At 49.0% G+C, this 20,285-nt stretch carries 12 protein-coding genes, 1 pseudogene and 1 riboswitch; of the genes and pseudogenes, 10 read left to right on the forward strand and 3 right to left on the reverse strand.

What is annotated here, in order from left to right; all coding sequences use genetic code 11:
• Positions 1-408 (reverse strand): helix-turn-helix domain-containing protein, encoded by a 408-nt coding sequence (locus tag JCR24_RS06405; protein WP_129447611.1) that lies wholly within the window; start codon positions 406-408, stop codon positions 1-3.
• A 208-nt stretch (positions 409-616) separates the two neighbouring features.
• Here JCR24_RS06405 and JCR24_RS06410 point away from each other — a divergent pair, with 208 nt between their 5' ends.
• The 8 genes and pseudogenes from JCR24_RS06410 (at position 617) to JCR24_RS06445 (ending at position 9,316) form a co-directional block, all read left to right on the forward strand.
• Entirely contained in the window at positions 617-1,126 is a 510-nt protein-coding gene (locus JCR24_RS06410; protein WP_011232659.1) for a hypothetical protein, read from the forward strand.
• A 182-nt stretch (positions 1,127-1,308) separates the two neighbouring features.
• Positions 1,309-2,661, forward strand: coding sequence for a C40 family peptidase (locus tag JCR24_RS06415; protein ID WP_238980325.1), 1,353 nt, complete (start codon positions 1,309-1,311; stop codon positions 2,659-2,661).
• Positions 2,662-2,706: 45 nt separating this feature from the next.
• Positions 2,707-3,486: a hypothetical protein gene (locus tag JCR24_RS06420; RefSeq protein WP_011232657.1), complete on the forward strand. Its 780-nt coding sequence runs from the start codon at positions 2,707-2,709 to the stop codon at positions 3,484-3,486.
• A 372-nt stretch (positions 3,487-3,858) separates the two neighbouring features.
• Positions 3,859-6,501, forward strand: a complete 2,643-nt coding sequence (locus JCR24_RS06425) for an Ig-like domain-containing protein (RefSeq protein ID WP_238980326.1) — start codon at positions 3,859-3,861, stop codon at positions 6,499-6,501.
• Positions 6,502-6,804: 303 nt separating this feature from the next.
• A pseudogene (locus JCR24_RS06430) lies at positions 6,805-7,324 on the forward strand (JAB domain-containing protein).
• Positions 7,325-7,427: 103 nt separating this feature from the next.
• Positions 7,428-7,844 (forward strand): hypothetical protein, encoded by a 417-nt coding sequence (locus tag JCR24_RS06435; RefSeq protein ID WP_238980363.1) that lies wholly within the window; start codon positions 7,428-7,430, stop codon positions 7,842-7,844.
• Between the two features lie 81 nt (positions 7,845-7,925).
• Positions 7,926-8,390 (forward strand): hypothetical protein, encoded by a 465-nt coding sequence (locus JCR24_RS06440; protein ID WP_238980327.1) that lies wholly within the window; start codon positions 7,926-7,928, stop codon positions 8,388-8,390.
• Between the two features lie 97 nt (positions 8,391-8,487).
• Positions 8,488-8,570, forward strand: a riboswitch (cyclic di-GMP riboswitch).
• A 26-nt stretch (positions 8,571-8,596) separates the two neighbouring features.
• Positions 8,597-9,316, forward strand: coding sequence for a hypothetical protein (locus tag JCR24_RS06445; RefSeq protein ID WP_238980328.1), 720 nt, complete (start codon positions 8,597-8,599; stop codon positions 9,314-9,316).
• A gap of 138 nt (positions 9,317-9,454) precedes the next feature.
• Here JCR24_RS06445 and JCR24_RS06450 read toward each other — a convergent pair whose 3' ends face one another.
• Entirely contained in the window at positions 9,455-10,516 is a 1,062-nt protein-coding gene (locus JCR24_RS06450) for an NUDIX hydrolase (RefSeq protein WP_021321947.1), read from the reverse strand.
• A gap of 378 nt (positions 10,517-10,894) precedes the next feature.
• Between JCR24_RS06450 and JCR24_RS06455 the strand changes: the two genes are divergently transcribed.
• Positions 10,895-13,222, forward strand: coding sequence for a bifunctional 2',3'-cyclic-nucleotide 2'-phosphodiesterase/3'-nucleotidase (locus JCR24_RS06455; protein WP_238980329.1), 2,328 nt, complete (start codon positions 10,895-10,897; stop codon positions 13,220-13,222).
• 97 nt (positions 13,223-13,319) lie between these two features.
• Here JCR24_RS06455 and amyS read toward each other — a convergent pair whose 3' ends face one another.
• Positions 13,320-14,933, reverse strand: a complete 1,614-nt coding sequence (amyS, locus tag JCR24_RS06460) for an alpha-amylase (protein ID WP_238980330.1) — start codon at positions 14,931-14,933, stop codon at positions 13,320-13,322.
• 356 nt (positions 14,934-15,289) lie between these two features.
• Between amyS and JCR24_RS06465 the strand changes: the two genes are divergently transcribed.
• Positions 15,290-20,272, forward strand: coding sequence for a pullulanase X25 domain-containing protein (locus tag JCR24_RS06465; protein WP_483299827.1), 4,983 nt, complete (start codon positions 15,290-15,292; stop codon positions 20,270-20,272).
• Positions 20,273-20,285: the final 13 nt, after the last annotated feature.

A 20,285-nucleotide genomic window follows, 5' to 3' on the forward strand; every position in this document is an offset into this window, starting at 1 on the left:
CTACATGAGCTCGGAGCACTCTTTTACGATCGTCACGATCATCGTTTCGACATGTTTTCGCTTTTTATCCGGCAGCTTCGCGAGCGCGTACACCGCTTCGCTCATCTCATGGTTATGAAGCAAGTAGTCCAACGCCGCGAGCACCGTTTCGTGCACGTCCGCCGTTCCGTACATGTCCGTCACTTCGCGCAACAGCTCGCGTTGGCGCGTTTCGCCGCCAAGCAAAAAATCGGCGCTGACGTCAAACAACTGGCAGAGCTTCTCAAGCGACTGCACATCCGGAAGCAAGCTGCCGTTTTCCCATTTGCTGATTTGCGAACGCGACACGTTCAGCTGCTCGGCCAGCTGTTCCTGTGTCCAGCGCCGTTGTTTTCGCAGTTGTTTGAGCGTCTCCCCCAAGTTTGTCATCGTTCGTCACCACGCTTTTCATCATTACTCTTTAAAGATAGAAAAGCATGGAGTCAATGGTTGTTCCTTTTTCGCTCATTTCTATCTTTGTTTCTAAATCAGAACGGATTTGTCCGTGATTTCGTCGTTCGGCATCTTTTTTGTCCAGGAAGGACATAGTACAATTAGTTAAAAATGGTAAATTACGAACCAAAAAGAGGGGGTCAAGGTGAACATCTATCTTGCCGATTTTGTCATTTGTGAACGAAACGGGGAGAAACACGCCCAAAAAATGTACCACATCTATATTAAGGAAATGAAAAATCCGTTTTCCGTGCGGCTGAAAACGATCGCCCCGGCCAGTTTCACCGATTCGCTGCGCTCGCTGAAAAACGAAGGTGGACGGATGCGTTTTGCATCGGAAGGCGAGGCGCTGTTCCGCACGATCACCTGCTCAAAGGAAGCCCAGCTCTATTTTGTATTTAAATGCACGAGCCAGCTTTACATGTTTATCGTCAAGCTCGATCTTCGCCAAAAAAAGTTTACCGTCGCCCTTTATGAATGGAACGAACCGAGGCAAAAATACATCCCGATCCGCGCAGATGAATGGCTGGCGATGGAAAAACAGCTCATTTATGAAGTGCTGCAGTCGATTTACCTTGTCGACGATCGATGCGTGTCGTATTTGTTCACGTATCCGTCGCCTCCGAAGCGAAGCATGCCCCGTTCCGGCGCATAAACTTCTTCCTTCTTCCAATAAAAAAAATCGTTTCCTTTCATGGCTTTCGTCCGTTATACTGAAAATATAGAACATTACTATTTTTGGCTGCGGGATGTCAAGCCGGCCTGAGGAACTATCCCGCATGAGGCCTCGATGAAAGATGAAAAACGAAACAGACGGCGAAGGGAGAGGGCGCATCCGTGAAACCGAATCACGTTGTTTTCGCCGCTGCCATGGCTTCTGCCTTTTTTCTCGCGCCGGACGAGAGCCAAGCGGCGGAATGGAAAAAAGGCATGAGTTCTCCTGAAATCAAACAGCTCCAGCAGCGCTTGAAAGAAAAAGGCTTTTTCACGTATCCGCAAGCGACCGGCTACTTTGGCGCCATTACCGAAGAAGCGGTCAAGGCGTTCCAACGGGCGATGAACTTGCCAGCCACCGGCATCGTCGATGACGCCACCTACGCGAAGCTCAAAAGCGCGCCTGCGTCAAACGACACGCTCGCCATCGGTTCCCGCGGCGCGGCCGTCCGCGATTTGCAACGCCGGCTGAAACAGCTCGGCTATTTTCGCTATCCGCAAATCACCGGCTACTATGGCGCGGTGACGGCCGATGCCGTGAAGCAGTTTCAACGGGCGAACGGGCTTCCCGCCACCGGGCGGGCGGATCGGGCGACGCTTGAGCGGCTGAAGCAAAAAGAAACAAGTCAGCCGGCCACGTCATCTGACGCGCTGACGATCGGTTCGCGCGGCGACGACGTCCGCAAGCTGCAGCAACAGCTCAAACAACTCGGCTACTTTACGTATTCGGACATCACCGGCTACTATGGGGTGCTGACCGCCGACGCGGTCCGCCGCTTTCAACGCGACAACGGCCTGCCAGTGACCGGCGCGGTCGACAACCAAACCGCTGCCCGCCTCGCGAGCGCAGTAAAAGCGAAAACAAACCCGCCTGCAACAGCCGAACGCCCAGCGATACGCCTTTCGATTGGTTCGCGAGGCGAGGACGTCAAACGTGTGCAAAAGAAGTTGAAAGAGCTCGGTTACTTCACCTACCCTACCATCACCGGTTACTACGGCACGGTCACTGCGGATGCCGTTCGCCGTTTTCAACAATCGGTGAAACTCCCGGTTACGGGCGTCGTTGACAGCGAAACATACGAGCGTCTGCTTGGACAAGCTCCCCCGACGAAGGTGGATGTCATCGAACTTGTCGCCGATGCGGCTGAGTTGCTCGGAACCCCATACGTTTGGGGCGGCGATGCGCCGGAAGAGGGATTTGACTGCAGCGGCTTCATTTTCTACCTGTTCCAGCAACAAGGCGTCCCCATCCCGCGCACCGTCGCCTTGATGTGGAATGCAGGCGTATCGGTTTCCGCCCCGGAAGTCGGCGACATCGTCTTTTTCGCCACGACCACGAATAGCCCGTCGCATGCCGGCATCTATATCGGCAACGGCCAGTTCATCCATAGCGGCGCTTCGACTGGAGTGACGATCAGCCGCCTCGACCAATCGTATTGGAAACAGCGGTACTTGGGGGCGAAGCGGTTATTTTAGCATGCTGGAACGACAACGATGACCAAAATGAGGAGGAAAACGAAGATGAAACATGCATCCCAAATGGCAGCCGCCATCTGCCTCGCCGCCGCCATCGCCCTCGGAGGAAATGGACAAACAGTTGACGCCGCCGTCCAATGGGGGCAAGTCCAATGGAAACAAGGCATGATCGGCAAAGTCGTCATTTTGCGCGACACGCCTCTATACCGCCTGAACGGAGCGGCATGGCAGACCGCCATGACGGTGAAACAAGGGCGCGAGTATCGCGTCTACAGCCAAAAACGGGCAGGCGGCGCCGTCTATTACAGCCTCGGCGGTGGACTGTATGCCAAACAAGGGGACGCCATCCAATACGTGCCGTTCACAAAAGACGAACTTCTCGCCCTTGTCGCCCGCTCATTGAAAGGGCAATACATTCTTCAGGCAGGAAATGAATCCGTTCCGTTCGTCATTGAGCGGCAAAAAGGAAATCGTCTGTTCGGCTGGTACTTATACGGCCAAAATATGTCATTGCCGCTTGAAGGCCGCATCGACGGCGCCACGGTGACGCTCTCCATTTTCTTCAACGACAACGCCGAAGCGATCGCCGACTCGATCTCTTACTTAAAAGCGTACAACGTGCCGAAGGAAGAGATCGAAAAAATCGCCGAACAGCTCGCCAACAGCGGCGATTACGCAATGCAGCTGCAATTTTCCATCACGAACAGCCCGGAACAATTCGCAGGACAGTTCCGCTTTCTCGATTTGTACTTGAATGACCGCTATGACGTCGTCAAAATGACGCTTGGCCAACCGATGGACGTCACGGTGAAGAAAAACGATTGATGTTTTTGCGCAAAATGTTTGCCAACCAAAACCATCAAACTGCCAAAATATCGTTCTAAATTTCTGTTACAGGCATATTCATATCAATGTCGCCATCGATGGCAATAATTTCAAAGGCATATTCTCTAAAAAATTTGTATTTAGGACTAGAATTTAGAAGAAAAATGTATTATTATAGGAGACGTGGAGCATTGAGGAATTATGCTCAAGTGCTAGCAACAGATGCTAGGCTTTCTAATCAGCCCAGCATCTAGCCGTCAAGGATGATATTGGTTGATGTTAGCACCTTTTAGGCAATGAATCTACTAAACGGAAACGTTTAGTACCCATTGCTCTAAAGTTTCATAAAAACGAAGGGGGATTTTGGGCTTTATGGACAAAAAGAAAGCAGTCAAACTCGCCACAGCCAGCGCTGTAGCAGCGAGCGCTTTCGTCGCAGCCAACCCGCATGCTTCCCAAGCAGCCACGGACGTTGCGACGGTCGTCAGCCAAGCGAAAGCGCAAATGAAGCAAGCGTACTATACGTACAGCCACACGGTAACGGAAACGGGCCAATTCCCGGACATTAACGATGTATACGCAGCCTACAACAAAGCAAAACAAGCGTATGCGAACGCTGTCGCTGTTGTGAACAAAGCCGGCGGCGCGAAGAAAGACGCGTATTTGGCTGACTTGCAAGCTACATACGAAACGTATGTATTCAAAGCCAATCCGAAATCGGGCGAAGCGCGCGTGGCTACGTACATCGACGCTTACAACTATGCGACAAAATTAGACGCGATGCGTCAAGAACTCAAAGCAGCCGTCGATGCGAAAGATCTGAAAAAAGCAGAAGAGCTCTACCACAAAATTTCGTACGAGCTCAAAACGCGCACGGTCATCCTCGACCGCGTATACGGCCAAACGACGCGCGAACTCCTCCGTTCGACGTTCAAAGCCGATGCTCAAGCATTGCGCGACAGCTTGATCTACGACATCACCGTTGCCATGAAAGCTCGTGAAGCGCAAGACGCCGTCAAAGCCGGCAACTTGGACAAAGCGAAAGCTGCGCTTGACCAAGTCAACCAATACGTATCGAAAGTAACCGATGCGTTCAAAGCTGAACTGCAAAAAGCAGCACAAGACGCCAATGCGGCGTATGAAGCGGCATTGACGCCGAAGGTTGAGAGTGTAAGTGCGATTAACGCTAGAGAATTAGTCGTTAAGTTCAACAAAGCTGTTGATAAAACTGAAGCTGAAAAGACTTCAAACTATAAATTAGAAGGTGAAACTTTTACTAGCGCTGTTCTTTCTGAAGATGGAAAAACAGTTACTTTGACAACTGCTGATGAACTTAAAGTTTCCAATGCGAAATTAACTGTTTTCCCTATCCCAACTAAAGCAGATGCTAACGTTAAAACTGCTGAGTTCAATCAATTGTTAACTTTTGCTGATACAGAAGCACCGGCTGTTACTTCCGTACAAGCAAAAGGGACAACAGCAGTTATTACTTTTGCAGAACCTCTACAAAGTGAAGGAACTGTCAGCTTAAATGGTGTTGAATTAACGAGTGGAAGCTACACTCTAAACGGTAATACTTTAACAATCACAGGATTAGAAGCTGAGAAATCCTACAGAGTTGATATTGTTGGAGCGAAAGACTTTGCTGGAAACACTGCAAATCCTATTGTTCTAAACTTTACTGTTGAAAAGCCAGTTGTTGATAATACAAAACCAACTGTTGCTGTTTCAGTTAATGGAACAAAGGTAACTGTTGACTTCTCTGAAGAGTTAAGCAAACAAGACTTTAACAATGACGGAACTCTAGATGCGTATGCAAAAGTTACTGTTGGCACTACTGAGTTCTTATTAACAGATGCTGAAAAAGATGCTAATGATAAAACTAAGTTTACTTTTGATGCAAAGTCTGTCCTTGGAACAAAAGCTTTTGTTAATACTACTGTCAAAGTAGAATCTTATAAAGATTTAGCTGGTAATGCTGGAGAAGCTTATTCTGTTGGAGCTACTTTAGTTGCTGACAAAACTGCTCCATCTTTAGTATCTGTTTCTTCTAAACTTCTTGTAGCAGATGACACAGCTAAGACAGATGATACTGATGTTGTTTACTTAACATTCAATGAGCCAGTAGTAGTTAACGGTGATTTCACTCTTACTTCTAAAAACGGTATCCTTTATACTTCTGCAACTCCTATAAAATTAACTAATGTTGCTTCTGGTGTAGATGTAGATGGAAATGGCGAAATCGAAGGAACTGAGTCAAATACTATTGCTATTTCTGTAGATTTAGACAAAAATTCTAGCTATTCATTTAAACTAGCAGGAAATTCTGTTGCTGATTTATCAGGAAACAAAATCGCTGATGATTTAACTATTAACTTCAATACAGCTGATTATCAAGCTCCTGCACAACAGCCATCTGCTACATTAGTATTGGCTGCAAATCCAGTTGTTGTCGATCCTAATAACAATAATGTATTCACAGTAGAATATGCAACTGATGTCACATCATCTGCTTTAAATGCAGCTAACTATAAACTAGGTGGAGCAGCACTACCTGCAGGAACTCAACTTCAATTTGTAGATGGAACTAAGAAGGTTAGAATTACTTTACCAGCAGGCTCTATCGTAGCAAACGGAAGCTATATGCTTGAAATTAAAAATGTAGTTGATACAAATGGAAATACTTTAAAAGATGGTAAAGCCACTGTTCTTGTACCATTAAAAGAAAGTGTAGCTCCTGTTGCTACTAAAATAACTTTAGTTGATAGCAATACTTTCACAGTTGACTTCTCAGAAGCGATTAAAGATGCAGCAGCTGGAAGCGTTACTGGTGTAACAGTTAAGATTAACGGCGTTGAAGACAAAGCTGCTTCAGTTTCAGCTGCAAATGGTAAGCTGACTGTTACAACTTCTGCTGACTTCAATTTATCTGATAGCATTACTGTTGAATTTAAATCAGCTAACCTAGTTGATGCTAACGGCAACAAAGTTAAAGATGGCGTTGTTTCTAAATAATTACCAGCTAATTTTAAAACCCTATCACTTAAATGTGATAGGGTTTTTTTTTGCAAGGGAAAAATAGAAAGTCAGTGTTAGTAATTCCGTTGTCAGCACTGCTCGTCGGCAAATTGGGGCTTGGTGCCTGTCATCACCCGCATTTTGTCGAAGGTTTATAGAGACAGAGAGTCGTAGTTTAGCTCTCTGGTTTTTTTCTGCATCCGCATCAAATGGAATTTAAATAAATTATTCTCTTGAATCTACAGTAAGTCTCCATTCTCCGAAAGGAATAGAGGTTATTTCGTTTTAGGAGAGAAAAGGATGAGCAAGTATCAAACTATCAACCACCAACAGCTAGAGTTGCTAGAAAGGGAGGTGTCTTCCAAGCAGCCAGCGAAGCGCGTCAACATCGTGAGCCTCAAACTCGTTTGGGAGTCTAGCGTGCTGTACAAGGAGCGGCAAATCAAATCCCCAGAGGATGCGTACAAGCTGCTGAAGCCGTTTCTTGTGGAAGCCGACCGAGAGAAGTTTGTCGTTATCTGCCTTGACACGAAAAACCAGCCGACTGCCATCAACGTTTGCCACGTGGGCAGTCTCAATTCAAGCATCCGTGCATCCGAGGGAGGTGTTCAAATCAGCGATTCTATCGAATTCAGCTTCGATTCTTGTCGCTCACAACCATCCATCATCTGACCCGACTCCTTCAAGGGAAGACATTGAAGTGACAAAAAGGCTCGTGGAGGCAGGAAGGATCCACTCGAGGATTAATCGAAACAGAGAAACATTGGTTGGGCCTCTATTTTTTTTCATTCATATGCAGGAGTTTGCTTGTTTTTGTTGAAAGAATCCTTAATGATGCATGAACGGAGATTGCTCGTCATTTTGTTGGGGGCAGATGAGCCTGTTGCAAATATGACAAAAAAAGGGGGGGAGAAAAGGTGAAGATGTTTGAGTACCGCTTTGCCATTACACCTCTGTTTCACTTCATTGCAAGCAAATCGATGGAAGCAGGCTTGCATGTATGTGATGGCCGTGGAAAGCAAACCGTGCAGTTGTTTATGAATGATGCAGCTTCCGAGAAAGGGAAGAAGCGCATTGGGGCTATACAATATGAAGGATCCAACGATTACACAGCGAAAGAGCCTTACATTGTCAGCTGGAGGTTCGAGCGAGCGTTGCTTCCCGATGGGCTCAAACAAGACTTGGAGGCGATCACGGCGTTTCGCAGAGATCGAAACGCAGGCCCGTCCATCAATCCAAACGCCCAGTCGATTGCCTTTAAGTTTGAAGCGTTGACGGATGGCGCCAAAGAAACGATTGAGGCGATTACCGCCGTTCTTAAGAAGCATGCAAGAAGTTGAGGTGGTTACGCGCCTGTCGCTTTTTGATGGATGGGACGGTGTGGCTAAGGCGGAGGTTGAAAGGGAAACGGGGGATTGGAAATGGCGCATGTATTTCAAATGAAAACGAAACCGCATGGGTTTCAGCGGTACGACGAATTCATTCGCGATCAAGTCATAGGGATTGGCTGGCCGCTGATCGGCAATTTAGACGGCATAAGCAAAGATGAACTGAGAGAGCGATTGCGCAACGTGTACCATTATTCGGGGGCGAAGCTTGGCAACGCTCTTGGTGCGATCTGGGCGTTTGTCAATACGATGGAACAAGGGGATATCGTGTTGGTTCGCAATGGAGCGTGGCTCAGCATCGGGATCATTGGCCCCTATCGCTATGTGAAACATCTCGACAATGATATCGATGGGTTTTGCCATCAACGATCAGTTGAGTGGAAGGTCATGAATGAAAACGTTCGCTTGTATAATGAGAACGTGCATGAAACATTGCGGCACCGGGGAGTTGTGACAAAAAGCAAATATACTGTGCACGAACTTCAACTAGGGATTTAACGGTGAAGCAGGAATGTTTGAGATATATATGAAATGGTTCAAAGGTCGAAAATAGTCATTTCGTCTCACTTCATCGCGAAGAAAATCATGGTACAATGATGATGAAAGGTACAGCTAAGGAAACTTAGCGTCACAAAGCTACAGGGGCTAAGGGGAAACCTATGCCAGCCAGCTGCCATTACCAAAAAATAAAGGAGGAATTGGTAATGTTGAAGAAAGGATGGCCAATTTTGGTGGCGTCGATGCTCGTCGCCTCTCCGGCGTGGGCGGCTGCCAAACCTGCGGGCAAAGCGCATGAGCGCGAAACGATGGTGAAGAAAGTGGAAGTCGTCGTCAAGAAGAAGACGGAACAAAAGGAAACAGAGGCGAAGAAAAAACAGGAATCGTCCAAGCAACAAAAATGGCTTGCGCAAAAGTTGGCGCAGTTACATAAAAAAGTAGGCCAAATTGAAGAGCGGCTAGACAAAGTGACCGCTCGCATTCAAGCATTGAGCGAAGCGGAATCGGCAACGGACACGCAAACGACGCCTGCTGATTCGTTGCCAACGGGCGAGCCGTCTGCTTCTCAACCGACAGAAGTCACAGCGGCAACTGACGCTCCGAGTGGACAAGCCATAGCGGCCAATGACGCTGCCGCTCCAGCTTCCAGCGGGCAAACGGTAACGGAGGCGCCGTCTCCGAATTCTCCACAACCTGTTGGTGAAGACCAAGAGGAACTCGATGAAGAAAAACAAGAGCAAATTGATGGCCTCATCGGCCAGCTCATCGCGCTGTCCAACCAGCTGCGGGCGGTGACGAATGAAATTCGCGCCCTTGAAAAGAAAGTCGGCGCCAACAACGCAGACATTCAGAAGGTAAAAGAAAAAGTCAAGGCGTTGAACGACCAAGTGCAAGCGAACAAAAAGGCGTTGCTCAATTTGCTATAGAAATGAGGAAGGGCGCCAGTGGAGGGCGCTCTTCGTTGTGTTGCAATGGTGACCTTCTATTTTTGCTTGGGTTGCTTCTTTTCCTGCTCTTTTAGAAAAGACATTCCTTCAAGGCATATTCTCTCTGCGAATAATGGATTATTTGAACAGCTTTTCTGCTTCCTTATCTACTCCTCTTTTTGTATATTCAAAGACGAGTGACCAGTATAGAGCAACTTTTGCTGTGGACCACATTTTTTCATTTTTGATAGTATATAATACGTCCCTAATTTTAAACGGAATGAAGAGTATTTGTTCCATTTCCCATTTCCCTGGGATTCCTCTGCTGCGTTGTTTCATAATTTCTTCGGCTTTTTCTTTACAGTGCGCAATGCCGATGATATTCCATTGATAGTATTGTTCATCTACACCGAACCCAAGAAATTTTATATTTTCCCTAGGGATGACAACGCCTAGTTCCTCTTCTGCGCCACGTACAGCAGTATTAAATAGGTCCGGCCCTTGTCCTACCGCTTTACGGTCGTGGGAAGGATGGATTGCTTCGACAACGCTAATATCCAACTCGTTTGGCCGCACCCCGCTTTCAGGCGATCGTTTGGTTAAAATGACGTAATTGTCTGAAGTAATGACAGTGATGGCTACGCCAACGCCGTTTGCTAGCGCTGGGATTGGTTGCCTAACTGTGTTTCCGGCCAAGTATTTCTCTCGGATTGTATAACCGGAAGGAAGTTGTTTATCTAGATTCATATTTAACGCTTTAAATGTATAATAATCTGAAGGAACGAACGAAAAAATGACTTTCATATCCTCATTCACTTTTGTTCGTAGAATTGAATATTTTTCGAGAGAGAGCAAAGGTCCATTCCAACTGTAGCTTTCCCCCCGTTGTTTCTTTGCATCTTCCGCTTTTTCTATTTCTCTCCTCAAAATTTTTAAATCACTGGGAAGCTCAACTGCATGGTTGTTTACTCTTGTTTCAATATTTTCAGGAGAGTAGGTCATAACGCCATCTCCGTCACAAACAATAAACGAAGTAGTTTCATTCCCAATGGTAAAATATGAGGGATCTTTAATAGTTTTTGGCTTTGCAAGGAGGCGCTTCATGTATTTGACAAATTTCCCCCAAGCCTCCTTTAGAGGGTCTCCTAAAATGACCCCGATGATCACACCGAGAACAGCATTGATGATGTCCCGCAACATTGCATACTCCCCTTGCAAATAAAAGCTCCAAGTTTTTATTTAATCATAACATTGATGAACGATGCGTGTCACTCCTTTAATGTCGGCTGTCATTCCTTTTTTTCTATCTTCCAACGGTTTTTTGATGTGTTCTTGCTAATGTTGAGCTGTCAATCGCTCGTCGGACGGCGGTTTCAATGATAATATACAGCATGAATGCGGAAAGGAAGATGGAAAAGATCAACCATTCCCAAGAATAGGACATGGTGTTTTCCTCTATCTCTTTCGATATTGTCTGTTTATTTCCTCATATTTCTTTTGTTTTTCCTATCAAAATTTTGTTGCTTTTATGGTAATATAGAAGTGAAAGTGATTGAATCTGAGCGAGGGGGATGGGCATTGAAAAAACGGAAGAAATACGCGGCAGCGAGCGTGGCGTTGGCGTTGGGGCTGCTGGCTCCTTCGTTTGGGCCGACGGCGGTGGGCGCGGAAGACCGAGATGTCGTCAAGCTGCGCATTTTAGAGACGACGGACGTACATATGAATCTCGTCAACTACGATTATTTCAAAGATAGTCCGACGAATGAGTTTGGGTTGTCGAAGACGGCGCGTTTGATCGAGCAGGCGCGCGCTGAGCAGCCGAATACGCTTCTGTTTGACAACGGGGATTTGATTCAAGGAACGCCGCTTGGCGACTATGTGGCGAAAGTGAAGCCGCTGCAAGATGGCGAAGTGCATCCAGCGGTGAAACTGTTGCATTTGTTGAAGTACGATGCGGCGACGGTTGGGAACCATGAGTTCAACTATGGCTTGGATTTCCTCAATGAAGTGTATGACGATGCCAAGCTGCCGATCGTGAATGCGAACGTGTACCGTGACGATCATGACCAAAATCCGGATAACGATGTCAACTATTTCACGCCGTATCAAATTTTAGCGAAAGAAGTCGTTGATGAAGACGGGGAGAAGCATACGCTGAAGATCGGCGTCATCGGCTTTGTGCCGCCGCAAATTATGGATTGGGACAAAGCGAATTTGCAAGGGAAAGTGATTGCGAAAGACATTGTGCAGTCGGCGCAAAAGTATATTCCAAAAATGAAAGCGGAAGGGGCCGATTTGATCGTTGTGCTATCGCACTCGGGCATTGAGACCGGCGGAAACAGCCCGAATATGGAAAACGCATCGTATTATTTGACGCAAATTCCGGGGGTCGACGCCGTGTTGACCGGCCACCAGCATAAAAAATTTCCGGCGCTTCCGGGAACGACGCCCGATTTTCCGGATGGGAACGGTATCAACAATGAAACAGGCACAATCAACGGTGTTCCGGTGACGATGCCGGGGGCGTGGGGCGATACGCTTGGGGTTATTGATTTGACGGTTGAGCAAGTCGATGGAAAATGGAAAGTGACGCAAGCGAAAGCCCAGCTTCGCCCGGTGTACGACAAGGCGACGAAAACGCCGTTGGTTGACAGCGACCCGGCCGTGGAGCAGGCGATCCAAGCGGAACATGAAGCGACGATTCAGTACGTCCGCAGCCCGGTTGGAAAAACAACGAGCCCGATCAACAGCTATTTTGCGCTTATCAAAGACGATCCGTCCGTGCAAATCGTCACGAATGCGCAAAAATGGTATGTCGAAAAGATGTTGAAAGGGACGAAATATGAAGGCCTTCCGGTGCTGTCGGCCGGCGCTCCGTTCAAAGCCGGCGGACGCGGCGGGGCGAGCTACTATACCGACATCCCGGCAGGGGAAATCGCCATTAAAAACGTTGCTGATTTGTACTTGTATCCGAACACGGTGTATGCGCTGAAAATTACGGGAGCCGAGTTGAAAGAATGGCTTGAGTGGTCGGCGGGGCAATTCAACCAAATCGACCCGAACAAGACAGACGTTCAGCCGCTCATCAACAATGACTTCCCGACGTACAACTTCGACATTATTGATGGAGTGACGTACGAGATCGATGTCACCGAGCCGGCGAAATACGACAAAAACCAAAATGTGATCAATCCGAACGCGAGTCGGATTAAAAACTTGAAATTCGAAGGCAAGCCAGTGACGCCGAACATGGAATTTATCGTCGCAACGAACAACTATCGGGCGACGACAAACCGGATCATCAATCCGGGCGGGAAAAACACGATTTTGGCTGCGCCGGATGAAAACCGGCAAGTGATCATCGATTACATTCGGGAAAACGGAACGATCAACCCGTCGGCGGATGGCAACTGGCGGTTTGCGCCAGTGAAAGGGAAAGCGCCGGTGACCGTCACGTTTGAATCGTCGCCGGAAGCGCAAAAATACTTGCCGCAAGACGGCAGCATCCGCTATGTCGCCACCTTGCCGAGTGGATTTGCCCAATATGAATTTGCCTTGCCGCTTTGGAAGGAAGAAAAGCCCAACCCGCCCAAGCAGCCCGAGAAGCCAACCACTCCTCCAGGCCAAGTGAAAAAAGTCTACTGGGATGGCGTGGAGTTGAAAAAAGGGCAAATCGGCCGCTTGACGGTGCAAAAGCCGATCAATCTATGGAAACGGACGAAGGATGGGCGCCTTGTGTTCGTCCGCATCTTACAGCCTGGGGAAGTATACCGCGTCTACGGGTATGACGCGCGCTTCGGCGGGCAGTATGCGGTCGGCGGCGGGTATTACGTGACCGACATCGACACGCACATTCGCTACGAAACGCCGTCAAAGGAGAAGTTGAAGCAAGCAAATGGATGGTAACATCAAACACGGCCTTGTGCCGCCATTCATGGCGGGCAAGGCCGTGTTTTTTGCCTCAATGATAGAGCGGAATGTCTTTACAACGCGATCGCAGGCATCAAGGCCATGCCACCAACCGTGGTTCGGTCCAACGGACGAATTCATCAGTCCACGGTCGGGTTGTGATCGACCAAGCGATAGTAGAGACGGTCGTTTTTCTAGGAACCCAAACCGAAACCGAACCGCCATTGACTTTGAACTCCCCCCATCCATCACTGTTGATGGTGACGGTGTCACTCCGGTTGCCGGTAAGGTCATAGAACACTTTTCCGGCGTGTTGTTTGCCAACGTACATCCATTTGCTTCCTCCCGGCCCATCGGTGATCAGTGCGGCCAGTCCGGATCCTGGTTTTTCAGTGACGCCTTCCCTTGTCCACCCGATGATGTCGGAGTGATCAAGATAATCATGTTGCGTTCCATAAGCATAATCCCTGCGCGCGATGAGGAGCGGATCGATTTTGCTTTTCAGCGAAGGAATGTTATATTGTGGAATGCCATAATAGTCACCATAAAAGACGCACGGGTATCCTTCCTGCCGAGTTAGAATAAAGGCGTAAGCCAACGGTTTGAACCATGGGTCGACCCATGACTGCAGCGCTTGGCCGGGTTCGGTGTCATGATTATCAACGAAGGTGACGGCCAATGTCGGTTGATCTTTCATGAGAGTATTGGTCATTAACGTGCGCATATCAAATGCGCCCCCTGATTTGGAAGCGGTATAAAATTTGTTGTGTAACGGGGCATCAAACAAAGACATCGTTCCGTTTGTTTTCGTAATGTAATTGTGCAACTTGTTGATGTCATAGCTCCAATATTCCCCGACGGTAAATAGTGGCTTGCCAGTCTGAGAACGCACATACGACAACCAATCAGGAAAAAAACTGAACTTAATATGCTTGACGGCATCAAGCCGGAACCCATCAATGTTCGTTGTGTTGACATACCATTTCCTCCAGTTTTTCAGCTCGGTCACGACTTCGGGATGATCCATATCAAGGTCGGCATACATTAAGTAGTCATAGTTTCCGTTTTCCGTGTCTACTTCCCAATCCCACGCTTTGCCGATGCCGCGGAATTTGTAAATGCGGCTCAATTTTCGGCTTTCGTCCCAATCAACGCCATCAAAATGGTACCAGCGCCACTTAAAGCTGGAGTAGGTGTTGCCCCGCCCGGGAAAATCAAATTTCGTCCATGCTTGGATTTGATAGGTGCCCGAGATTTCTTGGTTGCGGTCGGACGGATTGACTTCGACGGCGTCCACCCATTCCGTGCCGTCGGCGCCGCCTTTATGGTCGAACACGACATCGGCGTACACTTGCATTCCAGCGGCGTGGGCGGCTTGAATGGCTTGAAGATATTGAGCTTTTGTTCCATATTTTGTGCGGACGGTCCCTTTTTGATTGAATTCGCCGAGGTCATACAAGTCGTATACTCCGTACCCTACGTCGCTGCGGCTTGTTCCTTTGTAAGCGGGCGGCAGCCAAAGAGCGGTGATGCCAAGGCTGGATAAGTTGTTGGCTTCATTGGCCACTTTGGTCCATAACGTGCCATCATCCGGCAAGTACCATTCAAAATACTGCATCATGGTGCCGTTAAACGGTGCGGCAGCCTTGGCGTGCTGTCCTGTCGGGCAGAACAGCGAGGCAGTGAGCAAAAACGCGAGCAGGAACACCCACCCTTTTCGAATGATGCGGTGAAACGTTAGTACAATGCCCTTCCCCCTTAATCAAATGTTACATTCGACGGTTTGGCTTCCAAAAAATTAAGGGAAACGATTGCATAAAAAGAGTAAAAAGGGAGCAAACCCTCGAACGTTTACGTCTATTATAATTTTTGTTTGTAATCGTTTTCAATATCGAATTTAAACGATTTTGAGTTAGGAGTGAATCGAAAATAAAAAAACAGAGGGGAATATAGTTGAAATATTCTGTTTATTAGTATAAGATAAAGATTGATGAAATCGTTTGCATCAACCGTTTTGTGCAAACGATTGCACAAAGAATATAAAAAGGAAAGGAGAGAAGGAAGTTGGCAAAACAAAGGAGAAGGGAGCGGGGGATGATCAAGAAGGCAAGGAGAATGCTATCATTGGTTTTGGCATCGGTGTTGTTGCTGGCATTGACTCCTTTCCAGGCGGTTGCCGCTGCGAACGAGGCAGGAAGTTCTAGCGCTCTAGGGAATGGGGAGCATCGGTGGACGGCCGAATCCACGGCCTCGCAGCCACGGACGATCACGCTAGTCGGCAATTTGCAAGATGAGTTGGGCCATACGGCGGAATGGGATCCGGGGGCATTGGCGACGAGGATGCATGATGAAGGGAATGGGCTTTATACATTCACCGGGACGCTGCCAGCCGGGACCTATGAGTACAAAATTGCGGTCAACGGCAGCTGGGATGAAAATTACGGCGCCGGTGGTCGCAATGGCGCAAATCTGGTGTTGAAGCTGGATCGGCAAACCGAGGTGACGTTTTATTACAATGACCGGACGCATGCGATCGCGGATTCGACATGGTATACGGCGATTGCGAAGGAGAAACAGCCGCGTCTTGTCGGGACGGTGCTGCCGGCCATCGGCTATGAGGGGGAGAACAACGGATGGACTCCAGGGACATCGACAGCGCTGTTGACCGATGATGATTTTGACTCGGTGTACACGTTTACGGCGCGGGTGCCGAAAGGATCGTATGAATATAAAATTGTCCTCGGAAACAATTGGAACGAGAGCTACCCACAAGAGAATGCACGCTTAACCGTTTTGGAAACGACAACCATTACATTCTTCTTCAATGCGAAAACAAAAGACGTGTACACCGACTACAACCCCAATGGCTCTGACGGTGTTGTTCAGAAAGACCGATTAAAACACAATACATGGGATACGCTGTACCGCCAGCCGTTTGGCGCGGTGAAAGCGGGAACGAAGGTAACGCTTCGTCTTGCGGCGAAAAAAGGCGATTTGACGAAAGCGGATGTGTATGTGAAAAATGCGACGACCGGAACCGCCAAAGTCTACACGATGGAAAAAGTCGGCGTGCTCGGGGATGATGAGTATTGGGAGGCTGCGTTTACTCCTTCTGCGCCGGGGGTATACGGTTATAAATTTATCGCTGTCGATGCCGGGATGAAGGCGGAATATGGCGAAGATACGAAAGAAGGACAATGGGGGAGGGCGGTCGACAAAAATGCGGAGCTGTTCCAGCTGACCGTCTATGATCCGAATTACAAAACACCAGATTGGATGAAAGAAGCGGTTGTGTATCAAATTTTCCCAGATCGGTTCTTTAACGGCAACCCTTCAAATGACAACAGCAAGCAGCAGGCACGCGGGGCGCAGCCGATTGAGCATCGCGATTGGTCGGATTTGCCCGATAATCCGCGCCTGAAAGGAACGAGCGGCTACGATGGCGACGGCGAATGGTCGAATGACTTTTTCGGCGGAGACATCGCTGGAATTGAACAAAAGTTGGATTATTTGCAGTCGCTTGGGGTGAACACGATTTACTTAAATCCGATCGCCAATGCGCCATCGAACCATAAATATGATGCGAGCAATTACAAAGAATTGGATCCGATGTTCGGTTCCCCGGAAGAATTCCAATCGTTTGTGCAGGCGCTTGCGAACCGGGGAATGCATCTCATCTTAGACGGGGTGTTCAACCACGTATCCGACGATTCGATTTACTTTGACCGCTACCACCGCTATCCGACCGTCGGCGCGTATGAATATTGGGAAGCGGTTTACGATTTGATAAATGAAAAAGGATTGAGCGAGGAAGAAGCGCGGAAACAAGTGGAAGAGAAGTTCAAACAAGAGGGACAGACGTTCAGCCCGTATGGGTTTCACCTTTGGTTCAATATTGAAAACAAAAAAGTCGATGGCCATTATCAATACCAATCATGGTGGGGCTATGACAGTCTGCCGGAGTTTAAGTCGGTGACGGGGGAAAAAGTGCCGCATCCGAGTGAATTGAACAACGATGCGCTCGCGAATTACATTTTCCGTGAATCGGATTCGGTGGCGAAAAGCTGGATTGCCCGCGGCGCCTCCGGCTGGCGGTTGGATGTGGCCAATGAGGTGGATCCGGCGTTTTGGCGCGAGTTTCGCCAAGAATTGCTTCAAGGGTCGTACGACCGCGGTCCGACGTTAAAAGAGGGGGAGCAGCCGCTCATTTTAGGGGAAATTTGGGATGACGCATCGAAATATTTTCTAGGCGACCAGTACGATTCCGTGATGAACTACCGGTTCCGCGGGGCGGTGCTTGACTTTTTGAAAAACGGAAATGCGGAAGAGGCGGACAAGCGACTGACGGCCATAAGGGAAGACTACCCAAGTGAAGCGTTTTATGCGCTGATGAACTTAATTGGTTCCCATGACACGGCGCGGGCGGTCTTTCTGCTTGGGAACGGAACGGATTCATCCGAGCGGGCGGAGCTTGATCCGAATTATAATGAGGAACTTGGGAAAAAGCGGCTCAAGCTGGCGGTGATTTTGCAGATGGGATATCCGGGAGCTCCGACGATTTATTACGGCGATGAAGCGGGAGTAACAGGCTCAAAAGACCCAGACAACCGCCGCACGTATCCGTGGGGCAAAGAAGATCAAAATCTATTGTCCCATTATCAGAAAGTGGGGCACATTCGCCAGCACCATCAATCGTTGTTGGCCCATGGCGACATCAAGACGGTGTATGCGCAAGGGGATGTATACGTATTTGCCCGCCAATACGGGCGTGAAGTGGCGCTCATTGCTGTCAACCGCGGCAATGAGGACAAGACGGTGGCTCTTGACGTCGCTTCGTTGCTTCCGAATGGCACCGTACTCACGGATGAGTTGCATGATGGCGAGAAAGCCACGGTCGCTGGCGGAACGTTGACGGTCACGATTCCGGCCCTGGATGGACGGATGATGTTTGGGGCGGTGACGGTGGAAATGCCGGCAGCAGTCAGCAATTTGCAGGCGAGCCCTTCGGATGGCCGTGTCATGTTAACGTGGGAAGGAAATGCGTCGAGATACCGAATTTACGAGTCCACGTTAAGAGGGGCCGGTTATACGATGGTGCAAGAGACGGAAACAACTTCGGCTACGATCGGTTCGTTGACGAACGGAACAGCCTATTACTTTGCCGTTGCGGCGGTCGATGAAAACGGCAATGAATCACCGAAGGTCGAAACGAATCGCGTCGTTCCTCATTACCCGCTGACGAGCGACAATGTCCAGTTCGTGACAACGTTAAGCGATGCCACACTGGATTTGTCAAAGCCGCAACAAGTGGATGTCCATGTCAACATCGACAATGTGACAAGCAAAGGAGCAGCTGATGGGTTGCAAGCGGTGTTGCAAGTGAAAGGCACCCGTGACGAAACATGGAAAGAATACAGAGCGTCCTACCAAGGACAAGACGGCGACGCCAACGTGTTCCGAGCTGTCTTCACTCCGCTCGCCGCAGGGACGTATACGTATCGTTATGCGCTGACGACCAACCTCGGCGAGGAATGGGTGTATACAGCAGAGAAGCAAGTGACGTTTGCGGCAGACAACAGCGACCAAATAGCGCCAGCAGACGCCATCGAGCTGCGGCAGCCTGCGGTTGAATCGGGACAAGTGAATTTATCATGGATGTTTGTTGGGAAAAAAGATGGGGATGCTTATTTGTTAACCATCGAGCGCAACGGTGATATCGTGCATACAACCACTTCGATCGGCGATTCATTTACAGACTACGATGTCGAAAACGGCACCGAGTACACGTATGTTGTCAAGTTGTATGACCGCGCCGGCAATGTTGTGGCGTCGAACACAGTCAAGGTGACGCCGGACATTGTGATGGTGAAAGTGATTTTTAAAGTGAGAGCGCCGGATTATACGCCGCTCGATGCCCGCATTACGATTCCGAACAGTCTGAACGGCTGGAACACAGGAGCGTGGGAGATGTCGCGCAACGGTGCGGTGACGCCCGATTGGCAATTTACCGTCGAGGTGCAGGAAGGGGAAACGATCACCTATAAGTATGTGAAAGGCGGATCGTGGGATCAAGAGGGGTTGGCCGACCATACGCGTGAGGACGACAACGATGATGACGTGAGCTATTACGGCTACGGGGCGATTGGCACCGACTTGAAAGTGACGGTCCACAATCAAGGAAACAATACGATGGTTGTGCAAGACCGCATTTTGCGTTGGATCGATATGCCAGTCGTCATCGAAGAGGTGCAAAAACAAGGGAGTCAAGTGACGATCAAGGGCAATGCCATTAAAAATGGCGTTTTGACGATCAACGGTGAGCGGGTGCCGATTGATGGCCGGATGGCATTCTCGTACACGTTTGCGCCGGCCAGCCATCAAAAAGAAGTGTCGATTCATATTGAACCATCGGCTGAAAGCAAAACAGCCATTTTCAACAACGACGGCGGAGCGATTGCGAAAAACACGAAAGATTATGTGCTGAATTTAGAAACGAAGCAATTGAGCGAAGGGAAGTTGACAACGCCGCCAAGCAACGGCGATTCTCCGGGAAGCGAAACGCCGTCCCATGACGGAGGGGCAACACCAGGCAACGGCACCTCTCCGGGCAGCGGTGGTCCATCGGATGGCGCATCCCCTGGGGGGAGCGTTCCGCCGGGCGGCACAGCTCCACCGGGAAACGAAGCGCCTCCATCCAGACCGCCGCAAAAACCGTCTCCATCGAAACCAAAAGAGAAACCGAGAAAGCCAACCACTCCTCCAGGCCAAGTGAAAAAAGTCTACTGGGATGGCGTGGAGTTGAAAAAAGGGCAAATCGGCCGCTTGACGGTGCAAAAGCCGATCAATCTATGGAAACGGACGAAGGATGGGCGCCTTGTGTTCGTCCGCATCTTACAGCCTGGGGAAGTATACCGCGTCTACGGGTATGACGCGCGCTTCGGCGGGCAGTACGCGGTCGGCGGCGGGTATTACGTGACCGACATCGACACGCACATCCGCTACGAAACGCCGTCAAAGGAGAAGTTGAAGTTGGTGAATGGGGAGTAAGCAAGAAAGCAAG

The organism is Geobacillus sp. YHL, from assembly GCF_022341265.1.
Classification (GTDB): Bacteria; Bacillota; Bacilli; order Bacillales; family Anoxybacillaceae; genus Geobacillus; species Geobacillus thermoleovorans.